Source organism: Halomonas garicola (assembly GCF_031935715.1).
Lineage (GTDB): Bacteria > Pseudomonadota > Gammaproteobacteria > Pseudomonadales > Halomonadaceae > Vreelandella > Vreelandella garicola.
In genome coordinates this window covers 11692-31470 of the sequence record NZ_JASSZF010000026.1, presented here as the reverse complement: position 1 = coordinate 31470, position 19779 = coordinate 11692, and the positions used below count along the sequence as shown (strand labels likewise).

Below are 19779 nucleotides of genomic sequence, written 5' to 3'. Positions count from 1 at the left end.
TATGGCTATTGGCGTCTGGATCAGCCTGTTTACTTATTTCGCGCTCATGCTGGGCATCGGCTTTTATGCCATGCGCGCGTCAACGTCCACCTCAGAAGGCTACATACTCGGCGGCCGCTCCCTCAGCGCGCCGGTGGCGGCGCTCTCCGCCGGCGCATCCGACATGAGCGGCTGGCTGCTGCTGGGGCTGCCCGGGGCCATGTTTGTCTCGGGCTTCGCGTCCGCCTGGATCGGGATCGGCCTGTTCGTGGGGGCCTTCGCCAACTGGATTCTGGTCGCGCCGCGCCTTCGCGAACAGACGGTACACTACGGGAACGCCATCACCATCCCGCAGTTTCTGGCCAACCGCTTCCCTACTCGCGCCATACCGCTGCGGACCGTATCGGCCATTGTGATCGTGGTGTTTTTCGCGGTGTACACGGCCTCGGGCCTGGTGGCGGGCGGCAAGCTGTTTGAAAGCGCGTTTACCGACGTCATCAACATCGGCGGGATAAGCGACTACTCAGCCGGCATCATCCTCACGCTGGGCATCGTGCTGGCCTATTCCGTGATCGGCGGCTTTTTGGCGGTGAGCATGACGGACTTCGTGCAGGGCTGCATCATGATGCTGGCGGTGGTCATCATGCCGCTGGTCGTGCTCTACGGCGAAGGCGGCGGCGGGCTCTCCCAGGCATCAGACGTCCTGAATGAGACCGACCCCACCCTGCTCTCGTGGACGGACGGGCTGACCTTTATCGGCTGGCTCTCGGCGGTTACCTGGGGGCTTGGCTATTTCGGGCAGCCGCACATCATTGTGCGCTTCATGGCGATCCGCCACCTGAAAGACGTGCCCACGGCCCGCAATATCGGCATGAGCTGGATGTTCATCTCGCTGGTCGGGGCGGGCTCCATGGCCGTGCTCGGCCGTGCCTATGCCATCCGCAACGGCATGGACGTCGAGGATCCGGAAACTATCTTTATCATCCTCGCCGAGCTGCTGTTTCATCCGCTGATTACAGGCTTCCTCTATGCAGCGCTGCTGGCCGCCATCATGAGCACCATCTCCAGCCAGCTGTTGGTGGCCTCTTCATCGCTTACCGAAGATTTCTATCGCCTGTTTCTACGTAAAGAAGCTTCAGAAAAAGAAGCGGTGAATATCGGCCGGCTCAGCGTGGTGATCGTCGGCCTGGTGGCCGCCACCATAGCGTCGAACCCGGACTCCCAGGTGCTCGGGCTGGTGAGTAACGCCTGGGCCGGCTTTGGTGCCGCCTTCGGCCCGCTTATCATCCTCTCGCTGATGTGGTCGCGGACCAACGGCGCCGGCGCCATCGCCGGCATGATCGCCGGGGCGGTGACCGTCATGGCATGGATTGCGCTGGGCTGGAACGGAAGCTTCATGGGCGGCCCCGGGGTCTATGAAATCATTCCCGGCTTTATCGTCTCCTTCATCGCCATTCTGGCGGTGAGCAGCGCAACCGCCGATGCGGGCGAGTATCAGCACATCACGCGCTAAAAACTCGGGCTAACGCTCAGCGTGGCAAAAAGGCTCCTTCGGGAGCCTTTTTACTTTGTGGGTAGCCTTTTTCCCTACCATTGGAGGTAGAAGACGAGTACCTCTTGCGCTGGATCAATAATCAACGGGTTCCGGGCTTTTACACTGCTACCAGTGATCGACGGCACGCACTGCCTGCCTATAAAGCCACCCACTGGAGTGATGACACCATGCGCAAAACTGTCCTGCCTACCCTGCTTGCCGCCGGCGTTGCCGCTGCTGTCTTTACCGCCAGCGCCCAGGCGTTCGCCTACGGTGCCGGCGATTTTTATACCCGCGTTGGCGTCGCCAAGGTGTCGCCGAAAAGCGACAACGGCGATCTCGACACTCTGGGGATGACAAATCTCGGCGTCGATGTCGACGACGAGTCCGGCTTTGCCTTCACTTTGGGCTACCGCTTTCACGACAAGATCGGCCTGGAGCTGCTGGCCGCTCAGCCTTTCAAGCACGACATCAGCATTGCCGACGGCGCGGTCAGCGGCAAGACCAAGCACCTGCCGCCCACGCTAACCCTGCAATACTATCCGCTGGGCGGCACGCCAGCCCGGGTTCAACCCTACATCGGCGCGGGGGTCAACTACACCCACTTCTCCGACGAGAAGGTCGATGTTCCCGGCGCTTCGCTGGACCTGGATGACTCCTGGGGCGCAGCCGGGCAGCTGGGCATCGACGTGCTGATCGACGAACACTGGGCGATGAACGCCGCTGCCTGGTACATCGATATCGACACCGACGCAAAAGTTGCCGGCGCCGATGCCGGCACCGTGGAAATCGACCCGGTGGTGGTCATGGGCGGCATCAGCTACCGTTTCTAGGAGTTGATGACGTCGTCGACCCGCTCGACGCTCTGTACCACCAGCAGCTGGTCGCTGGCGCGAACGCTTTCCTGCTGAAGGTAGGCCTTTACCGCAGGCGCCACCTCGCACTTTTCCGGCAGCGCGGCCCCCTCTTCAAGGAGGCCGCGCAGGCGCGCGATAAACACAAAGCGCAGCCACTGCGGTAGGGACATGGTGTCGACGCAGAACGGCTGGCGGCTGGCAAACGCCGCCGGCGACGGCGTGTCCACGCGCCACAGCCCGGCGGTTTTCAGCGTGGCTTCCAGCGCGTCAAGCGCCTGTTCAAGCTCTTGGCGTGTCGTCATGAGAGAGACTCTGCAGATAGGTGAAGGACGGTAGCGGAAAATACACAGGGAAAGTCGCGTATTGTCCCAGCGCAGGCAGGCGCTGCCAAGCGCCGGCAGCCGGTGCAGCGCTGTGCACAGCCCGCTTGCGCTGTGGATAGAGGCCCCAAAGCGCCCCGGGATGGCTCGCCGATTCACAGAAAACCTGAAAGACGCTGTGGATAAACTCTGGAAAGGTCGCGCAAAGCGCCATTTCTCGGGCGTGAGGGGTGTTTGATCATTTTTTAACCGACCGCGCCTTCCCGAGCGTTTTAGCGCTAACGGCTGACACCCGCCGGGCGGCAAGGTAGAGTGCAGGCTTGCAATGCGGAAGGATGCCATGCAGCCGATTCACACCCTAGACGACTTTTTTACCCGCAGCGGGGCCACCCTCGCGCTCTATCACATGGGGCGCCGAGTGACGCCCTGCTCCCGGGATACCCTGGCCGCCTTTGAAAACGGCAGCGCGCCCTGGCCCGAGCCCTGGCAGGGGCAGGCGCGCCTGGCGGCGGTGTTTCGCCTGGGCGATATGCCCGATCCCGCCATCTGGTTTTTAAGCCTGCCGCTGGATGAGCAAGGCTATCTGTCGCCGGCACAGCGCGACGCTTTCCTGCAGCGCCTGCTGGAGACCCTGGGCCGCGATGCCCAGCAGAGCGCCGGGGAAAAAGGCGACGCCGTCGACCACCTGATGCACGATAACCCGCTGGCGTTTACGCCCGATACGACCTTCCAGGCAGTGCTCAACGCCTGCGCTACTCGGGATGCCGACCGGCCGCCAAGCCAGTACCTGGCCGGCGTGGAGACCTTTATCGAGGGCCGCCACGACGACTGGGAATCCCTTGGCCTCCAGGGCCTTGCCGATTACGCCATGCGCCTGAACGAGGCGCACCAGCACACCCTGGCGCCAGCGCTTGAGACGCTGCCCGTACCGGTGCTGCGCACGCTATGCCACTGCCTGGAACACCGGCCGCTGGCGCAGGTCCTGGTAGCCGCGCTTTGCCAGCGGGGCGAAGCCGCGGCAAGCCAGGGGGACGTGGAAACCTTCTGCGCCTGCATCCGCGCCGTCGGCAGCAGCCGAAACACCCAGGCCGGCGCCTGGTATGCCACGCTGCTGGCCGATACCGCCGCCTGCGGCCCGGATACTCTGGCTGCCATGGCCGGCCGCGGCTGGCCGCTGCTGGAAGACGGCGAGCGCCTGCCGGCCTTCTTGGCGCGCCTCGCCGAGAGTCCGCGCGTCGATTTTGGCGCCGTCGTGCGCGACCTGGCCCTGATTCCACGCCTACGGCTGCCGGTCATTACGCTGCTGCGCGATGCGCCGGAAGGCTCCCGCCTTCATGCCCGGCTGCTTGAGCTTACAGGCAACGCCTGAGCGCCGCTGCCGGCCAGGCAGGCCGTGCGGCAAAACAGGCATGGCGGCACGGCAACAACTTGTGGAGGGAGGATTCGATGGTGAAGGAGACTGCGCTGTGAGAGAACTGCCCTATCAGGCCAAGGCCATTATCGGCCGGCGTGAAATGGTTACGCTGCCGGAACTCGACCTATACTTGTGTTGCAAGGCCGACACCGGTGCGCGCACCTCGGCACTGCACGCCGAAGACATCGAGGTCTTCGATGACGACGACGGGCTTCCCTGGGTGCGCTTTGTGACTCGCAGCGGCGGGCAGGACACGCCGGCCCGCCACCTGACGCTGCCGCTGCACGATCGGCGCCGGATCACCAGCTCCAACGGCCAGACCGAGTACCGCTACGTGATCCGCACCATGCTTGAGCTGGGCGAGCTGGCGTTTCCGGTGGAGCTGACGCTGACCGATCGCCGCCCGATGCGCCACCCCATGCTGCTTGGCCGCCGGGCCATGCGCCGGCTGCTGGTTGCCCCCGGCGCCTCTTTTTTACACGGCGAGCCCTAGCGCCGCAGCGGCTTGCCCCTCACCGGCCTGGAGTATCGTATGCATATTGCCCTGCTGTCGCGCAATCGCCACCTGTACTCTACCCGGCGCCTGGTGGAAGCCGCCGAAGCACGCGGTCACAAACCTCGGGTACTGGACACCCTGCGCTGCTACATGAGCATTGCCTCGCACCGCCCCACCATCCATTACCGGGGGGAAAACATTAAGCCCTTCGACGCCGTGATTCCGCGCATCGGCTCATCGGTGACCTTTTACGGCTGCGCGGTGCTGCGCCAGTTCGAGATGATGGGCACCTATGTGCTCAACGATTCCGTGGCCATTGCCCGCTCCCGGGACAAGCTGCGCTCGCTGCAGCTGCTTTCGCGCAAGGGGCTTGGGCTGCCGATCACCGGTTTTGCCCACTCGCCCGACGATATTCCCGACCTCATTACCATGGTCAGGGGCGCACCTTTGGTGATCAAGCTGCTAGAAGGCACTCAGGGGATCGGCGTAGTGCTGGCAGAAACTAACCAGGCAGCAGAGTCCGTCATCCAGGCCTTCATGGGCATGAAAGCCAACATCATGGTGCAGGAATACATTCAAGAGGCCAAAGGCGCCGACATCCGCTGCTTCGTGATTGGCGACAAGGTCGTCGCCGCCATGAAGCGTCAGGCGGCCGAAGGCGAGTTCCGCTCCAACCTGCATCGTGGCGGCAGCGCCAGCGTGATCCGCATTACTCCTGAAGAGCGCTCCACGGCCATTCGTGCCGCCAGGGCCATGGGGCTGCGCGTGGCCGGCGTAGACCTTTTGCGCGCCCATCACGGGCCTGTCATCATGGAGGTCAACTCTTCCCCGGGGCTGCGCGGCATCGAGAGCGCCACCGGCCAGGATATCGCCGGGCTGATCATCGAACACATCGAAAAGAATGCCGCCCCGCGGCGCAAGGCACCGCCCCGGCCAAAGGGCTGATATGGCAGGTGAAAAATAAATCGGCAGAGGGGTGGCAAAACCGCGCTGCCGCCGCCACAATCTGCGTCACCGAAGGAGGTAGACGCTCATGTTTCTCGATAATCGCCAGGTGGCGATGGACAGCGCACTGGAGGCGCTGGCCGACAGCATCGACTATTTTCAGGATAATATCGAACGCCTGCGGCCCTCGCTGCGCGAAAGTCTGAAACCGCTGTACGAAGCGCGCCTGAAGCAGATGCACAGCCTGCAAGGCCTGGCGCGCAAGCACCTTAAAATGCTGCCTCGGGATGCCGACGTCGAGCGCGATGACTTCCTGTGGCTGTGGAGTCGGCTGAAAAGCTTTGTCGGCAACGATAGCCAGGTCTTGATCAACGAGCTGCTGGAGCAGGAACGGGTGCTGATGCAGTCGCTGTCGACGCTGTTCACCCATCCGCTGCCCGATCCGGTAGAGCCGATCATCGAAGAGTGCATGAAAGGCTGCCGTCAGCTGATCCGCGAGCTTTACGCGATGCAAAAACGCAAGACCTGGCGTTAAAGGCGCGCCTGCCGGGCTCACTCTCCGGGAGCGGGCAGTATGTCGGCGGGTTCCGGATCCTGCGGCAGAATGGCGTCCAGCGCCCGCTCCCCGGGCAAGGCCTCGTCTAGCCGGGCCTTGTCAGCGCCGGGTGGAATGCCGGTCGCGGGCGCCGGCAAAATCGGCTCGGCGGGCCCCAGAAAATACGGCTCGCGCGCCCAGAGATACAGATCCCCAAGCGTCGCCACCCGGGCCACCCCCTCGCGCAGCCTGAGCCGCCACTCCCCTTCTACCGCGCCGTCGTTGGCCACGCAGCCGGTCACGTCCATGCCTCGGGCGCGGGCAATGTATATCGCCCTTGGCAGATGCCAGCGCTGGGTAATCAGCGCTGCCCGCTCAAGCTGGAAGACGTCCTGGGCCCGGGCCAGAGTGTCGAAGGTGCTGAAACCGGCGAAGTCCATGGTCAACCGCTGAGAGGCGACGCCTCGGGCGCTGAGGTCCCGCCACATGGCTCGGGGTTCGTTGTACGAGCGGGTGCGGTTATCCCCGGACAGCAGCAGATGATCGACCCGGCCGTTTTTCACCAGCCGGGCCGCGGTATGCATGCGGGCGATAAAGTGCGGGTTGCGTACGCCGGTGCGCGTCCAGCTCGACGTGCCAAACACCACGCCCACCGGCTGGGCCCGGCAGCTGTCCAGCCGGGAGTCGATATAGGGGGCGGTGCGCGTCAGCACCCAGATATTGCCTGCCACCAACAGCAGCACCGCCAAGAGCAGCAGAGCCCCCAACACCATCAGCAGCTGCCTGATCCCGCCGAGCAGCCGCTGCATCATCTGACACGCCCCGTTTGCCGGCCGCTTCGCCGGTTAAAACATGCCCAGTTCAAGCTTGGCCTCGTCACTCATCATGTCCCGGCTCCAGGGCGGGTTGAAGACGATCTCGGTATGCACTTTCTGAATCTGCGGCGCCCCCAGAATCTTGTTGCGCGCGTCAGCGGCAATCACCTCACCCATGCCGCACCCCGGCGCGGTCAGCGTCATGCGGATGGTGACCATGAGCTCACCGCTGATCAGACGCTCAAAGCGGCAGCCGTAGACCAGCCCCAGCTCAACGATGTTGACCGGAATTTCGGGGTCAAAGCAGGTACGCAGCTGATCCCAGACGAACTGCTCAATGGCCTCGTCGTCGGCGTCCTCGGCAAGGGTCGGGCGCGGCAGCGCCTCGAGCCCCAGGGCATCGAGGTTGCTGCCTTCGATCAGGTACATCCGCCCTTCAAAGCCGACGCTCACCGTGCTGCCCTTGGCCTGCATGACGCTAACCACGCTGTCTTCCTCCAGGGTCACGATGTTGCCGAAAGGAATGACGATGCCGTCAACGTCGCGCTGCAGGGGCAGCATCTGGCCGTTTTCCAGCCCGGCAATCTGCTCGGTATCCATAGCGCTCCTTAGCGTAGCATGCCAATGACGCGGTTAAGCGCGGCAATAAAGGTATCCACTTCTTCCAGGGTATTATACGCCGCAAACGAGGCCCGGCAGGTCGCCTCCACGCCAAAGTGGTGAAGCAGCGGCTGGGCACAGTGGTGGCCGGTGCGGATCGCTACCCCCAGCTGATCGATGAGCAGGCCAATATCCTGGGAGTGCGCGCCGTCCACCACAAACGACAGCACGCCGGCCTTTCCCGGCGCCGTGCCCAGAATGCGCAGGCCCTCAACGCTGTTGAGGCCCTGAGTCGCGCGTCCCAGCAGCCGTTGCTCCCACTCGCCAATGGCCCAAAGCCCGACGCTTTGCAGCCATTCGAGCGCGCGCCCCATGGCGATGACTTCGGCGATGGCTGGCGTTCCGGCCTCGAACTTGTGGGGAATGTCGGCAAAGGTCGAGCCGTCAAACGACACCGTGGCGATCATTTCGCCGCCGCCCTGCCAGGGCGGCATGGCCTTGAGCAGCTCGCGCTTGCCGTAAAGCGCGCCGACGCCCGTGGGGCCGTAGGCCTTGTGCCCGGAAAACGCGTAGAAATCCGCGTCGATCGCCTGCACGTCCACCGGCTGGTGGGGCACGGCCTGAGCGCCATCCACCAGGATCAGCGCGCCGGCCTGGTGCGCCGCCGCGGCCATGTCGGCCACCGGATTCACGGTGCCGAAGGCGTTGGACACATGGTTGACGGCCACCAGCCGAGTGCGCTCGCTCAGCAGCTCGCGGTAGGCGGCAAGATCCAGCGCGCCGTCATTATCGACCGGGATGACCTTGAGCGTAAAGCCGATCTCTCGGGCCAGAAGCTGCCAGGGAACGATGTTGGAGTGGTGCTCAAGCATCGACACCAGCACTTCGTCGCCGGGGGCGAGGTTGGCGCGCCCCCAGCTGTTGACCACCAGGTTGATGGCCTCGGTGGTTCCCCGGGTGAAGATGATCTGGCGGGCATCCGGAGCATTTAAAAAGCCGCGCACGGTCTCCCGGGTTCCTTCGAAGGCGGCCGTCGCCTCGTCGGCCAGGGTGTGCAGGCCACGGTGAATATTGGCGTTGTAGCGACCGTAATAGTCGTTGAACACGTCAATTACCGGCTGCGGCGTCTGACTGGTGGCTGCGTTATCCAGGTACACAAGCGCCTTGCCGTGCACCTGACGTTCCAGCACGGGAAACTCCTCGCGCAGCCGCGCCACGTCAAACGGCGCTGCGGCTGTGGCCGGCGCGGTATCAACGATACTCTGAGACATGCGGCACTCCTTTTGTGTGGCCCGGCAGCAGCCGGTTAATCGTTCAGCGCCGTGGACGCCTCGACAAGGCCTACCAGGTTAAAGCGGTCGGGCAGCTTGCCGGCCACCGTCAGCTCGACCCGCTGGGCGATAGCGTCCAGCGCAACCTCTTCAAGCACCTCGCCGGCAAAGGCCAGGGTCAAAAGCCCCCGGGCCGTCTGCTCGTCCAGCCCCCGGGTGCGCAGCGCAAAGATGGCGTCTTCGTCCAGCTGGCCGGTGGTGGTGCCGTGAGAGCACTTGACGTCGTCGGCGTAGATCTCAAGCTCGGGCTTGGCGTCGATGTGCGCGCGGTCAGAGAGCAGCAGGTTCTGGTTGCTCTGAAAGCCCTCGATCTGCTGGCTGTCGCGATGGACGTAGACCCGGCCGTTGAAGACGCCGTGAGCGCGGTCGTCGAGCACGCCCTTGTAGTTCTCGTTGGAAAACGTCAGCGGCGCATAGTGGTTGACCTTGGTGTGGTTATCCACGTGCTGGCGACCCTGGCCGAAGAACAGCCCGTTGAAGGTCGCCTCGGCGCCCTTGCCGTTAAGATCGCTGATCAGGTCGTTGCGCACCAGCGCCCCGCCGAGGTCCATGTTGTGCGACACGTAGCGGCTGTCGCGCGCCTGCTCCACGTGGATGCTGGCGACGTGGTAATCTCCAAGCGGCGCTTCCTGAAGCTTGTAGTGGGTGAAAATCGCCCCCCGGCCCAGGAACAGCTCGGCGACCAGGTTGGTGAAGTTTTTCGCCCCGGCGTCACCGGTATGATGTTCGATGACGGTGGCTTCGCTGCGCCCGCCCGCCTCGACCAGCACCCGCGGGTGGCACATGGTGGGCGCTTCGTTTTCCCGGGATAAAAACTGCAGCAGGATGGGCTTTTCCACCACGCAGCCGTCGGCCAGGCGAATCACCGCGCCCTCTTCCATAAAGGCGGTGTTGAGCGCGGTAAAGGCGGAAAACTCGACGCCGGTCAGCCGGCCCAGCGGGCCGCCCACGGCTTCGTGGTTGTCCTCAAGCGCCTGGGAAAGCGGCAGTACCTGAACGCCGTCCGGCAGGCCCTGAAGGTCGGACAGCGCCGGCGCATAGACGCCGTCGACAAACGTCAGCCGATGGGCCTCAACGGGCAGCGTCAGCGCGGCCGCACTAGCGGGGGAAAACTCGCTGCTGTCGGTCAGGGAAAAGTTTCCCCGGGCGATGTCGCGCACGTTGGTGTATTTCCACTCTTCGTCGCGGCGGGTGGGGAAACCCACGGCCTCAAAGCGCGCCGCGCCGGCCTGGCGGCGGGCGGCAATCCAGGAGGGCTCCGGGCCGCGCTGGCTGTCCCTGGCTTTCAGCGTTTCCAGAAACGTTAGCGTATCGCTCATGCCGCTGACTCCTCGATTCCTTCATAGCCGTTGGCTTCAAGCTCGCGGGCGAGCTCGGCGTCGCCGCTTTTGACGATGCGGCCGTCGATCAGCACGTGGACATAGTCGGGCACCACGTAGTCCAGCAGGCGCTGATAGTGGGTGACCAGCAGGATCGCCCGCTCTTCGTTGCGCAGGCTGTTAACGCCGCTTGCCACCACGCGCATGGCGTCGATATCCAGGCCGGAGTCGATTTCGTCGAGCATGGCAAGCTTGGGCTGAAGCACCAGCATCTGCAGGATCTCGTTACGCTTCTTTTCCCCGCCGGAGAAACCCTCGTTGACGGCGCGCTGCAAAAAGCTGGCATCCATCTGCATGGAGGCGATCTTTTCCTTGATCAGCTTCATGAACTCCGGCGCCGGGATTTCGCCCAGCCCCTGAGCCTCGCGCTGGGCGTTAAGCGCTGCCTTGAGCAGATAAATGTTTTTGACCCCGGGGATTTCCACCGGATACTGAAAGCCCAGCAGCAGGCCTGCCCGGGCGCGCTCCTCGATATCCATTTCCAGCACGTCGCGCCCTTCGTAGGTAACCGTGCCCTGGGTGACCTCGTACTCTTCCTTGCCGGCGATGACCGCCGACAGGGTCGATTTTCCCGAGCCGTTGGGGCCCATGATGGCGTGGACTTCGCCGGCGTTGATGGTCAGGGAGAGGCCCTTGAGGATCTCGTTGCCTTCAACCGTGACGTGCAAATCGTTGACTTCAAGCATGCTGATACCTTGTAAAAAAGTTGACCTTGGAACCAGGCGTGTCGCCGCCCGGCAGCGCGTCGCGCCAAAGCGTTAGCCCACTGCGCCTTCCAGCGTGACGTTGAGCAGCGCCTCGGCTTCCACGGCAAACTCCATGGGCAGCTCCTGGAAGACGTCCTTGCAGAAGCCGTTGACGATCATGCTCACGGCGTCTTCTTCGGTAATGCCCCGGCTCTGGCAGTAGAACAGCTGGTCTTCGCCGATCTTCGACGTCGTGGCTTCGTGCTCGACGGTGGCCGTGCTGTTGTTGATTTCCTGATAGGGGTAAGTGTGCGCGCCGCAGGTGTCGCCGATGAGCAGGGAGTCGCACTCGGTAAAGTTGCGCGCGCCCTTGGCCCGGGGCCCGATCTTCACCAGCCCGCGATAGGACTGGTTGCTGCGGCCGGCAGAAATGCCCTTGGAAATGATCGTCGAGCGCGTACCCTCGCCGATATGCACCATCTTGGTGCCGGTATCGGCCTGCTGGCGGCCGTTGGTGACCGCTACGGAGTAGAACTCGCCGATGCTGTCCTTGCCGCGCAGCATGCAGGACGGGTACTTCCAGGTAATGGCGGAGCCGGTTTCGACCTGGGTCCAGCTGATGCGCGAGCGCTCGCCGCGGCAGTCGCCACGCTTGGTGACGAAGTTATAGATACCGCCCACGCCGTCTTCGTCGCCGGGGTACCAGTTCTGCACCGTGGAGTACTTGATATAGGCGTCGTCCAGCGCCACCAGCTCGACCACGGCGGCGTGCAGCTGGTTTTCGTCGCGCTGGGGCGCGGTGCAGCCTTCCAGGTAGGAAACGTCGGCGCCGCTTTCGCAGACGATCAGCGTGCGCTCAAACTGGCCGGTGTTTTCGGCGTTGATGCGGAAATAGGTGGACAGCTCCATGGGGCACGAGACGCCCTCGGGCACAAACACAAAGGAGCCGTCGGTGAATACCGCCGAGTTGAGCGCGGCAAAGTAGTTATCGTTCTGGGGGACGACCGTGCCCAGGTACTGCTTGACCAGCTCGGGATATTCCTGTATTGCCTCGGAAATGGAGCAGAAGATCACGCCGGCTTCGGCGAGCTCTTCCTTGAAGGTGGTGATGACCGACTCCGAGTCAAAGACCGCATCCACGGCAACGTTAGCGCCAGCAACGCCGGCAAGGGCTGCCCGCTCGTGCAGCGGAATGCCCAGCTTTTCGTAGGTTTCCAGAAGCTTGGGATCGACTTCGTCCAGGCTCTGGGGGCGGTCTTCGGGGCGCTTGGGCGCGCTGAAGTAGGAGATTTCCTGGTAGTCGATGGGCGGATAGTTCAGGTGCGCCCAGGACGGCTCTTTCATCTTGAGCCACTGGCGGTACGCCTCCAGGCGCCATTCGAGCATCCACTCGGGTTCGCCTTTCTTGTTGGAAATAAACGCGATGGTGTTCTCGTCCAACCCTGGCGGAAGCGTGTCGCTTTCAATGTCGGTGACAAACCCTTCCTTGTACTCGCGACGAACCAACTGTTCCATTTCTTCAGTTGCCATTGGTGAAACCCTCCGGGCAGTTGGGCGGCGAGGCCAGCTCGCCTGTGCGTAAATAAAGACGGCTCAGGCCATGGCCGCCGGTAAACTGATACTTTGAATAGGCAGGCGTACCGGCAGCTTGAGCGGCGCGGTGTCCGCCAGGTGCGCAAGCGTCACGCTTTCCAGCAGCGTACGAATCGCAAGCGACACCCGCTGCCAGTTGTCCGCCACGCCGCAGGTGTCGAGGAGCTCGCAGTCGCCTTCGTCGTGGCTGCATTCGGTCATTGCCACCGGCCCTTCAATGGCGGCAATGATATCGGCCGCGGTGATCCTGGATGCCGGGCGCGCCAGCCGATAGCCTCCCTGGGCGCCGCGTACCGAAGTCAAAAGCCCCGCCCGCACCAGCATCTTGAGCGTTTTTCTGACCGTTGGCGCCGGCAGCGTCACCGCCTCGGCGAGATCAGCGGCCGGGTGAGGCTTGTCCGGGTGGCGCGCAATCCAGGCCATAACCACGGCGGCGTAGTCAGTCAGCCGCGAAAGCTTGAGCATAGCGTCTCCCCTCTTCACCGGCGGCGGCTCGTGCGGCCCCGGCATTCGATTGGGGACCATTTTAGTCCTGTATCCAAGCGTTGTGAAGCCTTAAGGCAAAATACCCGGTAATCCATTGACTTTTTAGCCACGTTCGACGCATTTATCAACAAGAATACAAACTATTTCTATTTGCAAAAGAGAACCGCCCGCGATTTTTACGTATAAAAAACCCGCCGGCACAGCGCGTGCGGCGGGTGGGCAGCAGTCCGCCGGCATAACACCGGCCCGGCGGGGTAGGTTAGCTGCGCTTATAGGTGCCGATCAGCCGCTCCATGCCCAGCAGGTGCGGCTCGACCTCTTGCAGCAGCTCGACCATGCTCAGCCCCTCGGGCAGCGATGTCTGGGCATCAAGCGCCAGCACCCAGAAGTAGTAGTGGTGCTTGCCGTGGCCTTCCGGCGGCATCGGCCCCTTGTAGCCGGTGCCGCCGGCGTCGTTTTGCCCCGCCGTGCCAACCTGGGTATTTTCTTCAAGCGTCAGAGTCTCGGCCGGCAGGTTGTAAAGCGTCCAGTGGACGAAGCCGTAGGTACCGTGCTGCACCAGCGGCGCATCGGGGTCATGGCAGATGACAGCAAACCCCTTGGTGCCTTCCGGCGGGTTTTCCCAGGCAAGCGCCGGCGAGACGTCGTCGCCTTCACCCGAGTGCTTTTCCGGAATCGTACGGTGATGCTCAAACGCCGAGCTTGTTACTTCAAGCGCTGACGGAACAAATGCCATATCCATCTCCTTGCAATCGCATGTGTTCCGGCCTTGCCGGAACGAGTGTTTCTTACCCTAACCACCAGGCCCGCCGGCCGCAAGCCGCACCGGCGGGGCTCGCCGGCTACCTGAGCCGCTCGAACACCGTCGCCACGCCCTGGCCCATGCCGATGCACATAGTGGCAAGCCCGTGGGTGGTATCGCGACTTTGCATCACATTCAGAAGCGTGGTGGCGATCCGCGCCCCCGAGCAGCCCAGCGGGTGACCCAGCGCAATCGCCCCGCCGTGCAGGTTGACCTTGTCATCCAGAGCGTCGAGAAAGCCCAGGTCCTTGAGTACCGGCAGGCTCTGGGCGGCGAAGGCTTCGTTGAGCTCGACGGTCTGGATGTCGTCGGCGGTAAGCCCGGCTGCCTTCAGCGCCTTCTGGCTGGCGGGCACCGGGCCATAGCCCATGATCGAGGCGTCGCAGCCGGCAACGCCGGTGGAGACCACCCGCGCCAGGGGCTCAAGCCCCAGCGCTTGGGCGCGCTCGTAGCTCATGACCGCCATGGCGGAGGCGCCCACGGAAAGCGCCGACGACGTACCCGCGGTGATCGTGCCGCCCTTGGGGTCGAACACGGGCTTCAGCTTGGCCATGTCGTCAAGGTTGGCGCCGGCGCGAATCACCTCGTCAGCCTGGATCAGTGCCTTGACGCCGTCGGCATCGTGGCCCTCGACACCGATGATTTCGTTGTCAAATAGCCCCTGCTCCGTCGCCGCCTGGGCGAGCTGCTGGGAGCGCACGCCGAATCTGTCCTGCTCTTCCCGGGTGACGCCGTGCATCTTGCCTAAAAGCTCGGCGGTCAGCCCCATCATCATCGCCGCCTTGGCGGCGTATTTGCTCGCCGCCGGGTTGATGTCGACGCCGTGGGTCATGGGCACGTGCTCCATGTGCTCGACCCCGCCGATGATGTACATATCGCCCATCCCCGCGCTGATGTTGGCGCTGGCGATGTGCAGGGCGGTCATCGACGAGCCGCACAGGCGGTTGACGGTCTGCGCCGGTACGCTGCGCGGAATACCGGTCATGATCGCTGCGTTGCGGGCGATATTCATGGCCTGTTCCTGGGTCTGGTTGACGCAGCCCCAGATGACGTCGTCCACCGCGGCCGGATCCAGCCCGGCGTTGCGGTCAAACAGCGCCTGCATGGTGGCCGCCGACAGGTTCTCGGCACGCACGTGACGAAACGCGCCGTTTTTGGCGCGAGCCATCGGCGTGCGCACGGCATCGACCACCACGATATCTCTCGGATTCAAACTCATCTTTGCTCTCCTCTGCGCGGCGGCTTATTCGGCGGCGTCGTAAAAGCGGGCGTTGTTGTCGGCCATCTGGCGCAGCTTATCCGTCGGCGCGTAGAGCGGCCCCAGCTCGCCGGCGAGGCTGTCCGCCAGTTTGACGAACTCGGCCGCGCCCATCGCATCGATGTAGCGCAGCGCGCCGCCGCGGAAAGGCGGGAAGCCGATGCCGTAAATCAGCGCCATGTCGGCTTCCGCCGGCGTGGCAACGATGCCGTCTTCCAGGCAGCGCACGGTCTCCAGACACAGCGGCACCATCATCCGCGCAACGATGTCGTCGTCGACGAGCTCCGCCTGCCCCCGGGTAACCTCCTCGAGCAGCGTGTAGGCGGTATCGTCGCTGACCTTTTTCGGCTTGCCCTTTTTGTCTTCCTCGTAGGCGTAAAAGCCCTTGGCGTTTTTCTGCCCCAGGCGGTCGTTGTCGTACATGACGTCAATGGCGGTTTTGCTGTCTCGCGCCATGCGCTCGGGGAAGCCTTCGGCCATGACCTCGTTGGCGTGAACGGCGGTATCCATGCCCACGACGTCGAGCAGGTACGCCGGCCCCATGGGCCAGCCGAAGGTTTCCATGACCTTGTCGATGCGCTGAAAGTCCACGCCCTGCTCCACCAGCAGGCTGAAGCCGCCGAAATACGGAAACAGCACGCGATTGACCAGAAACCCGGGGCAGTCGTTGACCACAATCGGCGTCTTGCCCATGGCGCGAGCGTAGGCCACTGTGGCCGCCACGGCGGCGTCGGCGGTTTTCTCCCCGCGGATGACTTCCACCAGCGGCATGCGGTGCACCGGGTTGAAAAAGTGCATGCCGCAGAACTGCTCGGGCCGCTTGAGGTTCTGCGCCAGACGGTTGATGGAAATCGTCGAGGTGTTGGAAGCCAAGATGGTGTCGTCGCCTACCTGCTCTTCCACCTCGGCAAGCACCGACCCCTTGACCTTGGGGTTTTCCACCACGGCTTCGACGACCAGATCCACGCCGTCAAAATCGCCGTAGGAAAGCGTCGGGCGGATGTTGCTGAGCCGTTCGGCCATTTCCTCGACGGTCAGCTTGTTGCGTTCGATCTGCTTGCCGAACAGCTTGCGGGCTTCTTTCAGCCCCAGCTCCACGGCGTCCGCCTGGATGTCCTTCATCAGTATGGGCGTGCCCTTGGAGGCGCTCTGGTAGGCAATGCCGCCGCCCATGATGCCGGCCCCCAGCACCGCGGCCTGCTCGATCTTTGCGGCCTGCTTGGCGTAGACACCGGCCTTTTTCTTCACCGCCTGATCGCTCATGAACAGGCCAACCAGATTGAACGCGACGTCGCTCAGCGCCAGCCTGGCGAAGGTCTCCGCCTCGATGCGCTGTGCCCGGGCGCGCTCCTCGCCGGCGCCTTTCTGGATCACGCGAATAGCCTCTACCGGCGCGGGGTAGTGCGGCCCGGCCTTGCCCGCCACGTAGCCCTTGGCGGTCTCGAACGCGAGCATCTGCTCGCTGGCGTTAAGCTTGAGGGGGCCGGTCTTTTCCGCCCGCCGGGCAGCAGTATCAAGCTCGCCGGCATTGGCCCGCGCGAGCAGCGTGCGCGCCGCGGCCGAAAGCGCATCGGCGGGCACGACCGAGTCCACCGCGCCCATGGCCAGCGCGGCGTCGGCATGGTTCTGGGTACCGCCGGCGATCCATTCGATGGCGTTGTCGGCGCCGATCAGGCGCGGCAGGCGCACACAGCCGCCCCAGCCGGGAACGATTCCCAGCTGGGTTTCGGGCAGGCCGATTTTGGCGCCGACAGCCATCACGCGAAAATCCGCAGCCAGCGTCACCTCAAAGCCGCCGCCCAGCGCCAGGCCGTTGATGGCCGCCACCGTGGGAAACGGCAGATCTTCGATGGCGTTGAAGATATCGTGGACCCTGAGGTTCATGTCGACCAGATAGTCTTCGCCCTTGTCAAAGAGGCCGTGGAACTCGGTGATATCCGCGCCGACAATAAAGGCGTCCTTGGCGCTGGCCAGAATCAGCCCTTGCAGGCCGCTTTCTTTCTGCAGCGCGGCCACCGCGTCGCCCAGCTCTTGTATCGTCGTGCTGGAGAGCGTGTTGACCGACGCCTCCCCCGCATCAAACAAAAGGGTCGCGATACCGTCTTCGTCGCGCGACACCGTAATGGCACTACCTTGATAGATCATCCGCGCTGCTCCACAAAGGTTATATTCATACGATCGTTTTATCACCTAAGCTTGGGTCACACCCAAGGCCTCGTCAAGCCTCGCTCATTCCTCCCACGCCAACAAGCCGCGCGGCGGCGTCTGTGTTATTAATAGGCGGTTTTTTCACTTGCCGGATCACCCTGCTATGCCCACCTACCTGACTTCTCAGCGCCTTGCCCGCCTCCAGGCGCTGGTCGAAACCCTGATAGCGCGCCTAAAACCCTGGAGCTGGCTATGGCCGCCCGTGGCCTTCGGCGCGGGGCTGGGCAGCTTTTTTCTGGTGGATCGCCAGCAGTGGCTGGGGGCGGCACTGGCGCTGGGGTTGCTGATGGCCTGGCTGCTGCTGCTCTCGGAAAGCCTGATCGGGCGCTTTCTGGCCAGGCGCGGCTACCCGACTCTGCCCCGGGGCATCAGCACCTTTATCGCCCAGATGATCCACCAGGAGACGCTGTTTTTCGCCCTGCCGTTCGTGCTTGCCACCACCGTATGGAACAGCGGGCAAAGCCTTTATGCCCTGCTGGTCATGGCCATGGCGGTACTGTCGATTGTCGACCCGCTGTATTACGGCGTCGCCGGGCGCTATCGCAGCCTGTATTTCATGTTCCACGCCCACTGCGTATTTCTGGTGATGCTGGTCACGCTGCCAATCATGCTTCATTTGACCACCGGCGAAAGCCTCAAGCTTTCGCTGGCGGCCACCCTGGTAGTAGCGCTACCCAGCTTTATGCACCTGCTGAAGCGCCGATCGCCAAAGCGCTGGCTGGCTTTTATCAGTATCGCCCTGCTGCTGGCGCTGGGAGGCTTTGCCGGGCGTATCTGGGTGCCGCCGGCCAGCCTGTGGCTAACCGGCAGCGCCATTTCGCCGGCGCTCGACATCCAAAAGCGCAAGCCCCAGGGAGCCACGGCCCTGACGCCCAAGGCCCTGCAGGCCGAGGGACTTTACGTGTATAGCGCCATTCGCGCGCCCCGCGGCCTGAGCGAAACCATTACCCACGTGTGGTACCAAAACGGCGAGCGCCTTGACACCATCGCGCTGGAAATAGCCGGCGGGCGCGAAAAAGGTTATCGGGCCTGGAGCCACAAGCAGAACTTTCCCGATGATCCTCGCGGGGACTGGCGGGTCGATATTATGACCGCCGGCGGCCAGCGGCTGGGGCTATTGCGCTTTCACGTAGCCGACGACCCGGCGCTTGCTACCCGGGCAGACAGCGATATCCAGCCGGCCGGTATCAGCCTGCTACACCTGCGCCGGCTCGTTCCCGGTCAGCTGGAAGACGCCACGTAGCGGCGCCCGGCCCGCGCGACATCTTGCATTCCGCCAGTGCCGGGTTGACAATTCTCGTAACGGCTTTTTACGCCTTGACCGGCATATTTTCTCTTTGATCGATAGTAGGGCACCTATGGCTACGTCTCTCGGTTTTCGCATTGCCCGCCTACCCCACCTCTGGCGCTCCATTCTCGACCGTCGCCTGGCGCCGCTGGGGCTGACCCAGACGCGCTGGGTCACGCTTTACCACCTGTGGCGCATGGGCGACGGCCAGCCTCAGTGCGATCTGGCCCGCGCCATCGGCGTCGAGGCGCCCTCGCTGGTGCGCACTCTGGGTCAGCTGGAAGAGCAGGGCCTGATTGAGCGGCGCGCCTGCGAAAGCGACCGGCGCACCAAGCGCCTCTACCTCACCGCCGAGGCCATGCCGCTGCTGGACAAGATCGGCCGCGTGGCCGATGAGGCCCGCCAGGAAATGCTCGCCGGGCTGAGCGAAGACAACATCGAGCAGCTGGATAGCTGGCTGGCCGTGATTGAGGACAACGGGCTGACGCTTCAGGAGCGCGACCAAAACCTGGAAACGGTTTAGCGCGCCTTGCCGGGTCCGGCTTGGTGAGACTGGCTTGTATTAGCGCGGCCGCGCGCCGGGTACGGCAAGCGGCCGGGCATCGGGGCGATCGGCGTAGCCGCTCAGGTCATCGCGCAGCGCAGCCGCGTCTTTAATGCAGGGGGCAAAGCCGTCGGCGGTGGCGGACTCCCACCACCAAAGCGTTAGCGCCGCCGCGCTGGACTGAACCACCAGCACGTCGTCGGGCAGCGTTGACACCAGTGCCTCAAGCGTCTGCTGAGCGCTCGCCGGCAGCGGCCTAAGCGGCGCGATACGAAAGCGCCACCCATGGCAGTAGCGGTCAAGCGCGGCGCTGGCAACGCGATCGCGCACCAGCACGAAGTCCGGCCCCGGGTGCTCGTCGGGGTAGCGCAGCCGATAGGCCGGCATCTTTTCTCTGACCAAGTGCAGCGGCGCTTCCCGGCGGGCGATTTCTACGCCGCGCTGCCGCGCCATCTCGCGCAGGCGGCTTTGCCGACGCTGGCGCGGGCTGGGCTTTAGCCACATCACCGGTGAAATCACCATCAGTACCGCCGCCACCATGATCAGCCACCCCATGCTCAAGCTCCTGTTTTAGCACGCCATCCGTTGTTAATTCGGCCGTACCGGCCTAAAGTAAAGGCAGGTTCGCTGCCGTTTCCGGTACGGCTTGACCTGGCCTGTAGGCAAGCTCTATTTACAAGCTTTAGTTACAAGCCCTGTTTATAAGCCC

Annotated in this window: 20 protein-coding genes; 8 read left to right on the top strand and 12 right to left on the bottom strand. The window is 63.7% G+C overall.

Features of this window, described 5'->3' with window-relative positions:
* Window position 1 precedes the first annotated feature (1 nt).
* Window positions 2–1492 (top strand): sodium/proline symporter PutP, encoded by a 1491-nt coding sequence (gene putP / locus RS027_RS10125; protein ID WP_311956536.1) that lies wholly within the window; start codon window positions 2–4, stop codon window positions 1490–1492.
* Window positions 1493–1701: 209 nt separating this feature from the next.
* Window positions 1702–2346 carry an OmpW/AlkL family protein gene (locus RS027_RS10120; RefSeq protein WP_311956535.1) on the top strand — a complete coding sequence of 215 codons (645 nt, stop codon included), beginning with the start codon at window positions 1702–1704 and terminating at the stop codon, window positions 2344–2346.
* Here the strand turns inward: RS027_RS10120 and RS027_RS10115 are convergent.
* Window positions 2343–2672: a YqcC family protein gene (locus tag RS027_RS10115; protein WP_311956534.1), complete on the bottom strand. Its 330-nt coding sequence runs from the start codon at window positions 2670–2672 to the stop codon at window positions 2343–2345. The two genes, RS027_RS10120 and RS027_RS10115, sit on opposite strands and share 4 nt — an antisense overlap.
* 358 nt (window positions 2673–3030) lie before the next feature.
* Between RS027_RS10115 and RS027_RS10110 the strand changes: the two genes are divergently transcribed.
* The 4 genes from RS027_RS10110 (at window position 3031) to RS027_RS10095 (ending at window position 6080) form a co-directional block, all read left to right on the top strand.
* On the top strand, window positions 3031–4059 hold the full coding sequence (locus RS027_RS10110; RefSeq protein ID WP_311956533.1) for a DUF3549 family protein: 1029 nt from the start codon (window positions 3031–3033) through the stop codon (window positions 4057–4059).
* A gap of 97 nt (window positions 4060–4156) precedes the next feature.
* Window positions 4157–4597, top strand: coding sequence for an ATP-dependent zinc protease family protein (locus tag RS027_RS10105; protein ID WP_311956532.1), 441 nt, complete (start codon window positions 4157–4159; stop codon window positions 4595–4597).
* A gap of 39 nt (window positions 4598–4636) precedes the next feature.
* Window positions 4637–5545 carry a 30S ribosomal protein S6--L-glutamate ligase gene (gene rimK / locus RS027_RS10100; protein ID WP_311956531.1) on the top strand — a complete coding sequence of 303 codons (909 nt, stop codon included), beginning with the start codon at window positions 4637–4639 and terminating at the stop codon, window positions 5543–5545.
* An 88-nt stretch (window positions 5546–5633) separates the two neighbouring features.
* On the top strand, window positions 5634–6080 hold the full coding sequence (locus RS027_RS10095; protein ID WP_311956530.1) for a hypothetical protein: 447 nt from the start codon (window positions 5634–5636) through the stop codon (window positions 6078–6080).
* Window positions 6081–6097: 17 nt separating this feature from the next.
* Here RS027_RS10095 and RS027_RS10090 read toward each other — a convergent pair whose 3' ends face one another.
* The 10 genes from RS027_RS10090 to fadB all read right to left on the bottom strand — a co-directional run bounded on the left by RS027_RS10090 (window position 6098) and on the right by fadB (window position 17175).
* Window positions 6098–6892 (bottom strand): SanA/YdcF family protein, encoded by a 795-nt coding sequence (locus RS027_RS10090; RefSeq protein ID WP_311956529.1) that lies wholly within the window; start codon window positions 6890–6892, stop codon window positions 6098–6100.
* 33 nt (window positions 6893–6925) lie between these two features.
* Window positions 6926–7495 (bottom strand): putative Fe-S cluster assembly protein SufT, encoded by a 570-nt coding sequence (gene sufT / locus RS027_RS10085; protein ID WP_311956528.1) that lies wholly within the window; start codon window positions 7493–7495, stop codon window positions 6926–6928.
* A gap of 8 nt (window positions 7496–7503) precedes the next feature.
* Window positions 7504–8766: an aminotransferase class V-fold PLP-dependent enzyme gene (locus tag RS027_RS10080; protein ID WP_311956527.1), complete on the bottom strand. Its 1263-nt coding sequence runs from the start codon at window positions 8764–8766 to the stop codon at window positions 7504–7506.
* A gap of 35 nt (window positions 8767–8801) precedes the next feature.
* A complete protein-coding gene (sufD, locus tag RS027_RS10075) occupies window positions 8802–10145 on the bottom strand; it encodes a Fe-S cluster assembly protein SufD (protein ID WP_311956526.1) in 1344 nt (447 codons plus the stop codon).
* Window positions 10142–10891, bottom strand: coding sequence for a Fe-S cluster assembly ATPase SufC (gene sufC, locus RS027_RS10070; protein ID WP_311956525.1), 750 nt, complete (start codon window positions 10889–10891; stop codon window positions 10142–10144). The genes sufD and sufC overlap by 4 nt, the downstream gene beginning before the upstream one ends.
* Before the next feature lie 72 nt (window positions 10892–10963).
* Window positions 10964–12421, bottom strand: coding sequence for a Fe-S cluster assembly protein SufB (sufB, locus tag RS027_RS10065; protein ID WP_311956524.1), 1458 nt, complete (start codon window positions 12419–12421; stop codon window positions 10964–10966).
* Window positions 12422–12484: 63 nt separating this feature from the next.
* The gene (locus RS027_RS10060; RefSeq protein ID WP_311956523.1) at window positions 12485–12949 is read right to left on the bottom strand and encodes an SUF system Fe-S cluster assembly regulator; all 465 of its coding nucleotides are present in this window, start codon (window positions 12947–12949) and stop codon (window positions 12485–12487) included.
* A 280-nt stretch (window positions 12950–13229) separates the two neighbouring features.
* Entirely contained in the window at window positions 13230–13706 is a 477-nt protein-coding gene (locus tag RS027_RS10055; RefSeq protein ID WP_311956522.1) for a YbhB/YbcL family Raf kinase inhibitor-like protein, read from the bottom strand.
* 106 nt (window positions 13707–13812) lie between these two features.
* A complete protein-coding gene (gene fadA, locus RS027_RS10050) occupies window positions 13813–14991 on the bottom strand; it encodes an acetyl-CoA C-acyltransferase FadA (RefSeq protein ID WP_311956521.1) in 1179 nt (392 codons plus the stop codon).
* 24 nt (window positions 14992–15015) lie between these two features.
* Window positions 15016–17175, bottom strand: a complete 2160-nt coding sequence (gene fadB, locus RS027_RS10045; protein ID WP_311956520.1) for a fatty acid oxidation complex subunit alpha FadB — start codon at window positions 17173–17175, stop codon at window positions 15016–15018.
* 166 nt (window positions 17176–17341) lie between these two features.
* Between fadB and RS027_RS10040 the strand changes: the two genes are divergently transcribed.
* Window positions 17342–18481, top strand: a complete 1140-nt coding sequence (locus RS027_RS10040) for a DUF5924 family protein (protein WP_311956519.1) — start codon at window positions 17342–17344, stop codon at window positions 18479–18481.
* Between the two features lie 115 nt (window positions 18482–18596).
* The gene (gene slyA, locus RS027_RS10035) at window positions 18597–19049 is read left to right on the top strand and encodes a transcriptional regulator SlyA (protein ID WP_311956518.1); all 453 of its coding nucleotides are present in this window, start codon (window positions 18597–18599) and stop codon (window positions 19047–19049) included.
* A gap of 39 nt (window positions 19050–19088) precedes the next feature.
* Here the strand turns inward: slyA and RS027_RS10030 are convergent, their stop codons facing one another.
* Window positions 19089–19625: a preprotein translocase subunit YajC gene (locus RS027_RS10030; RefSeq protein ID WP_311956517.1), complete on the bottom strand. Its 537-nt coding sequence runs from the start codon at window positions 19623–19625 to the stop codon at window positions 19089–19091.
* Window positions 19626–19779 lie beyond the last annotated feature (154 nt).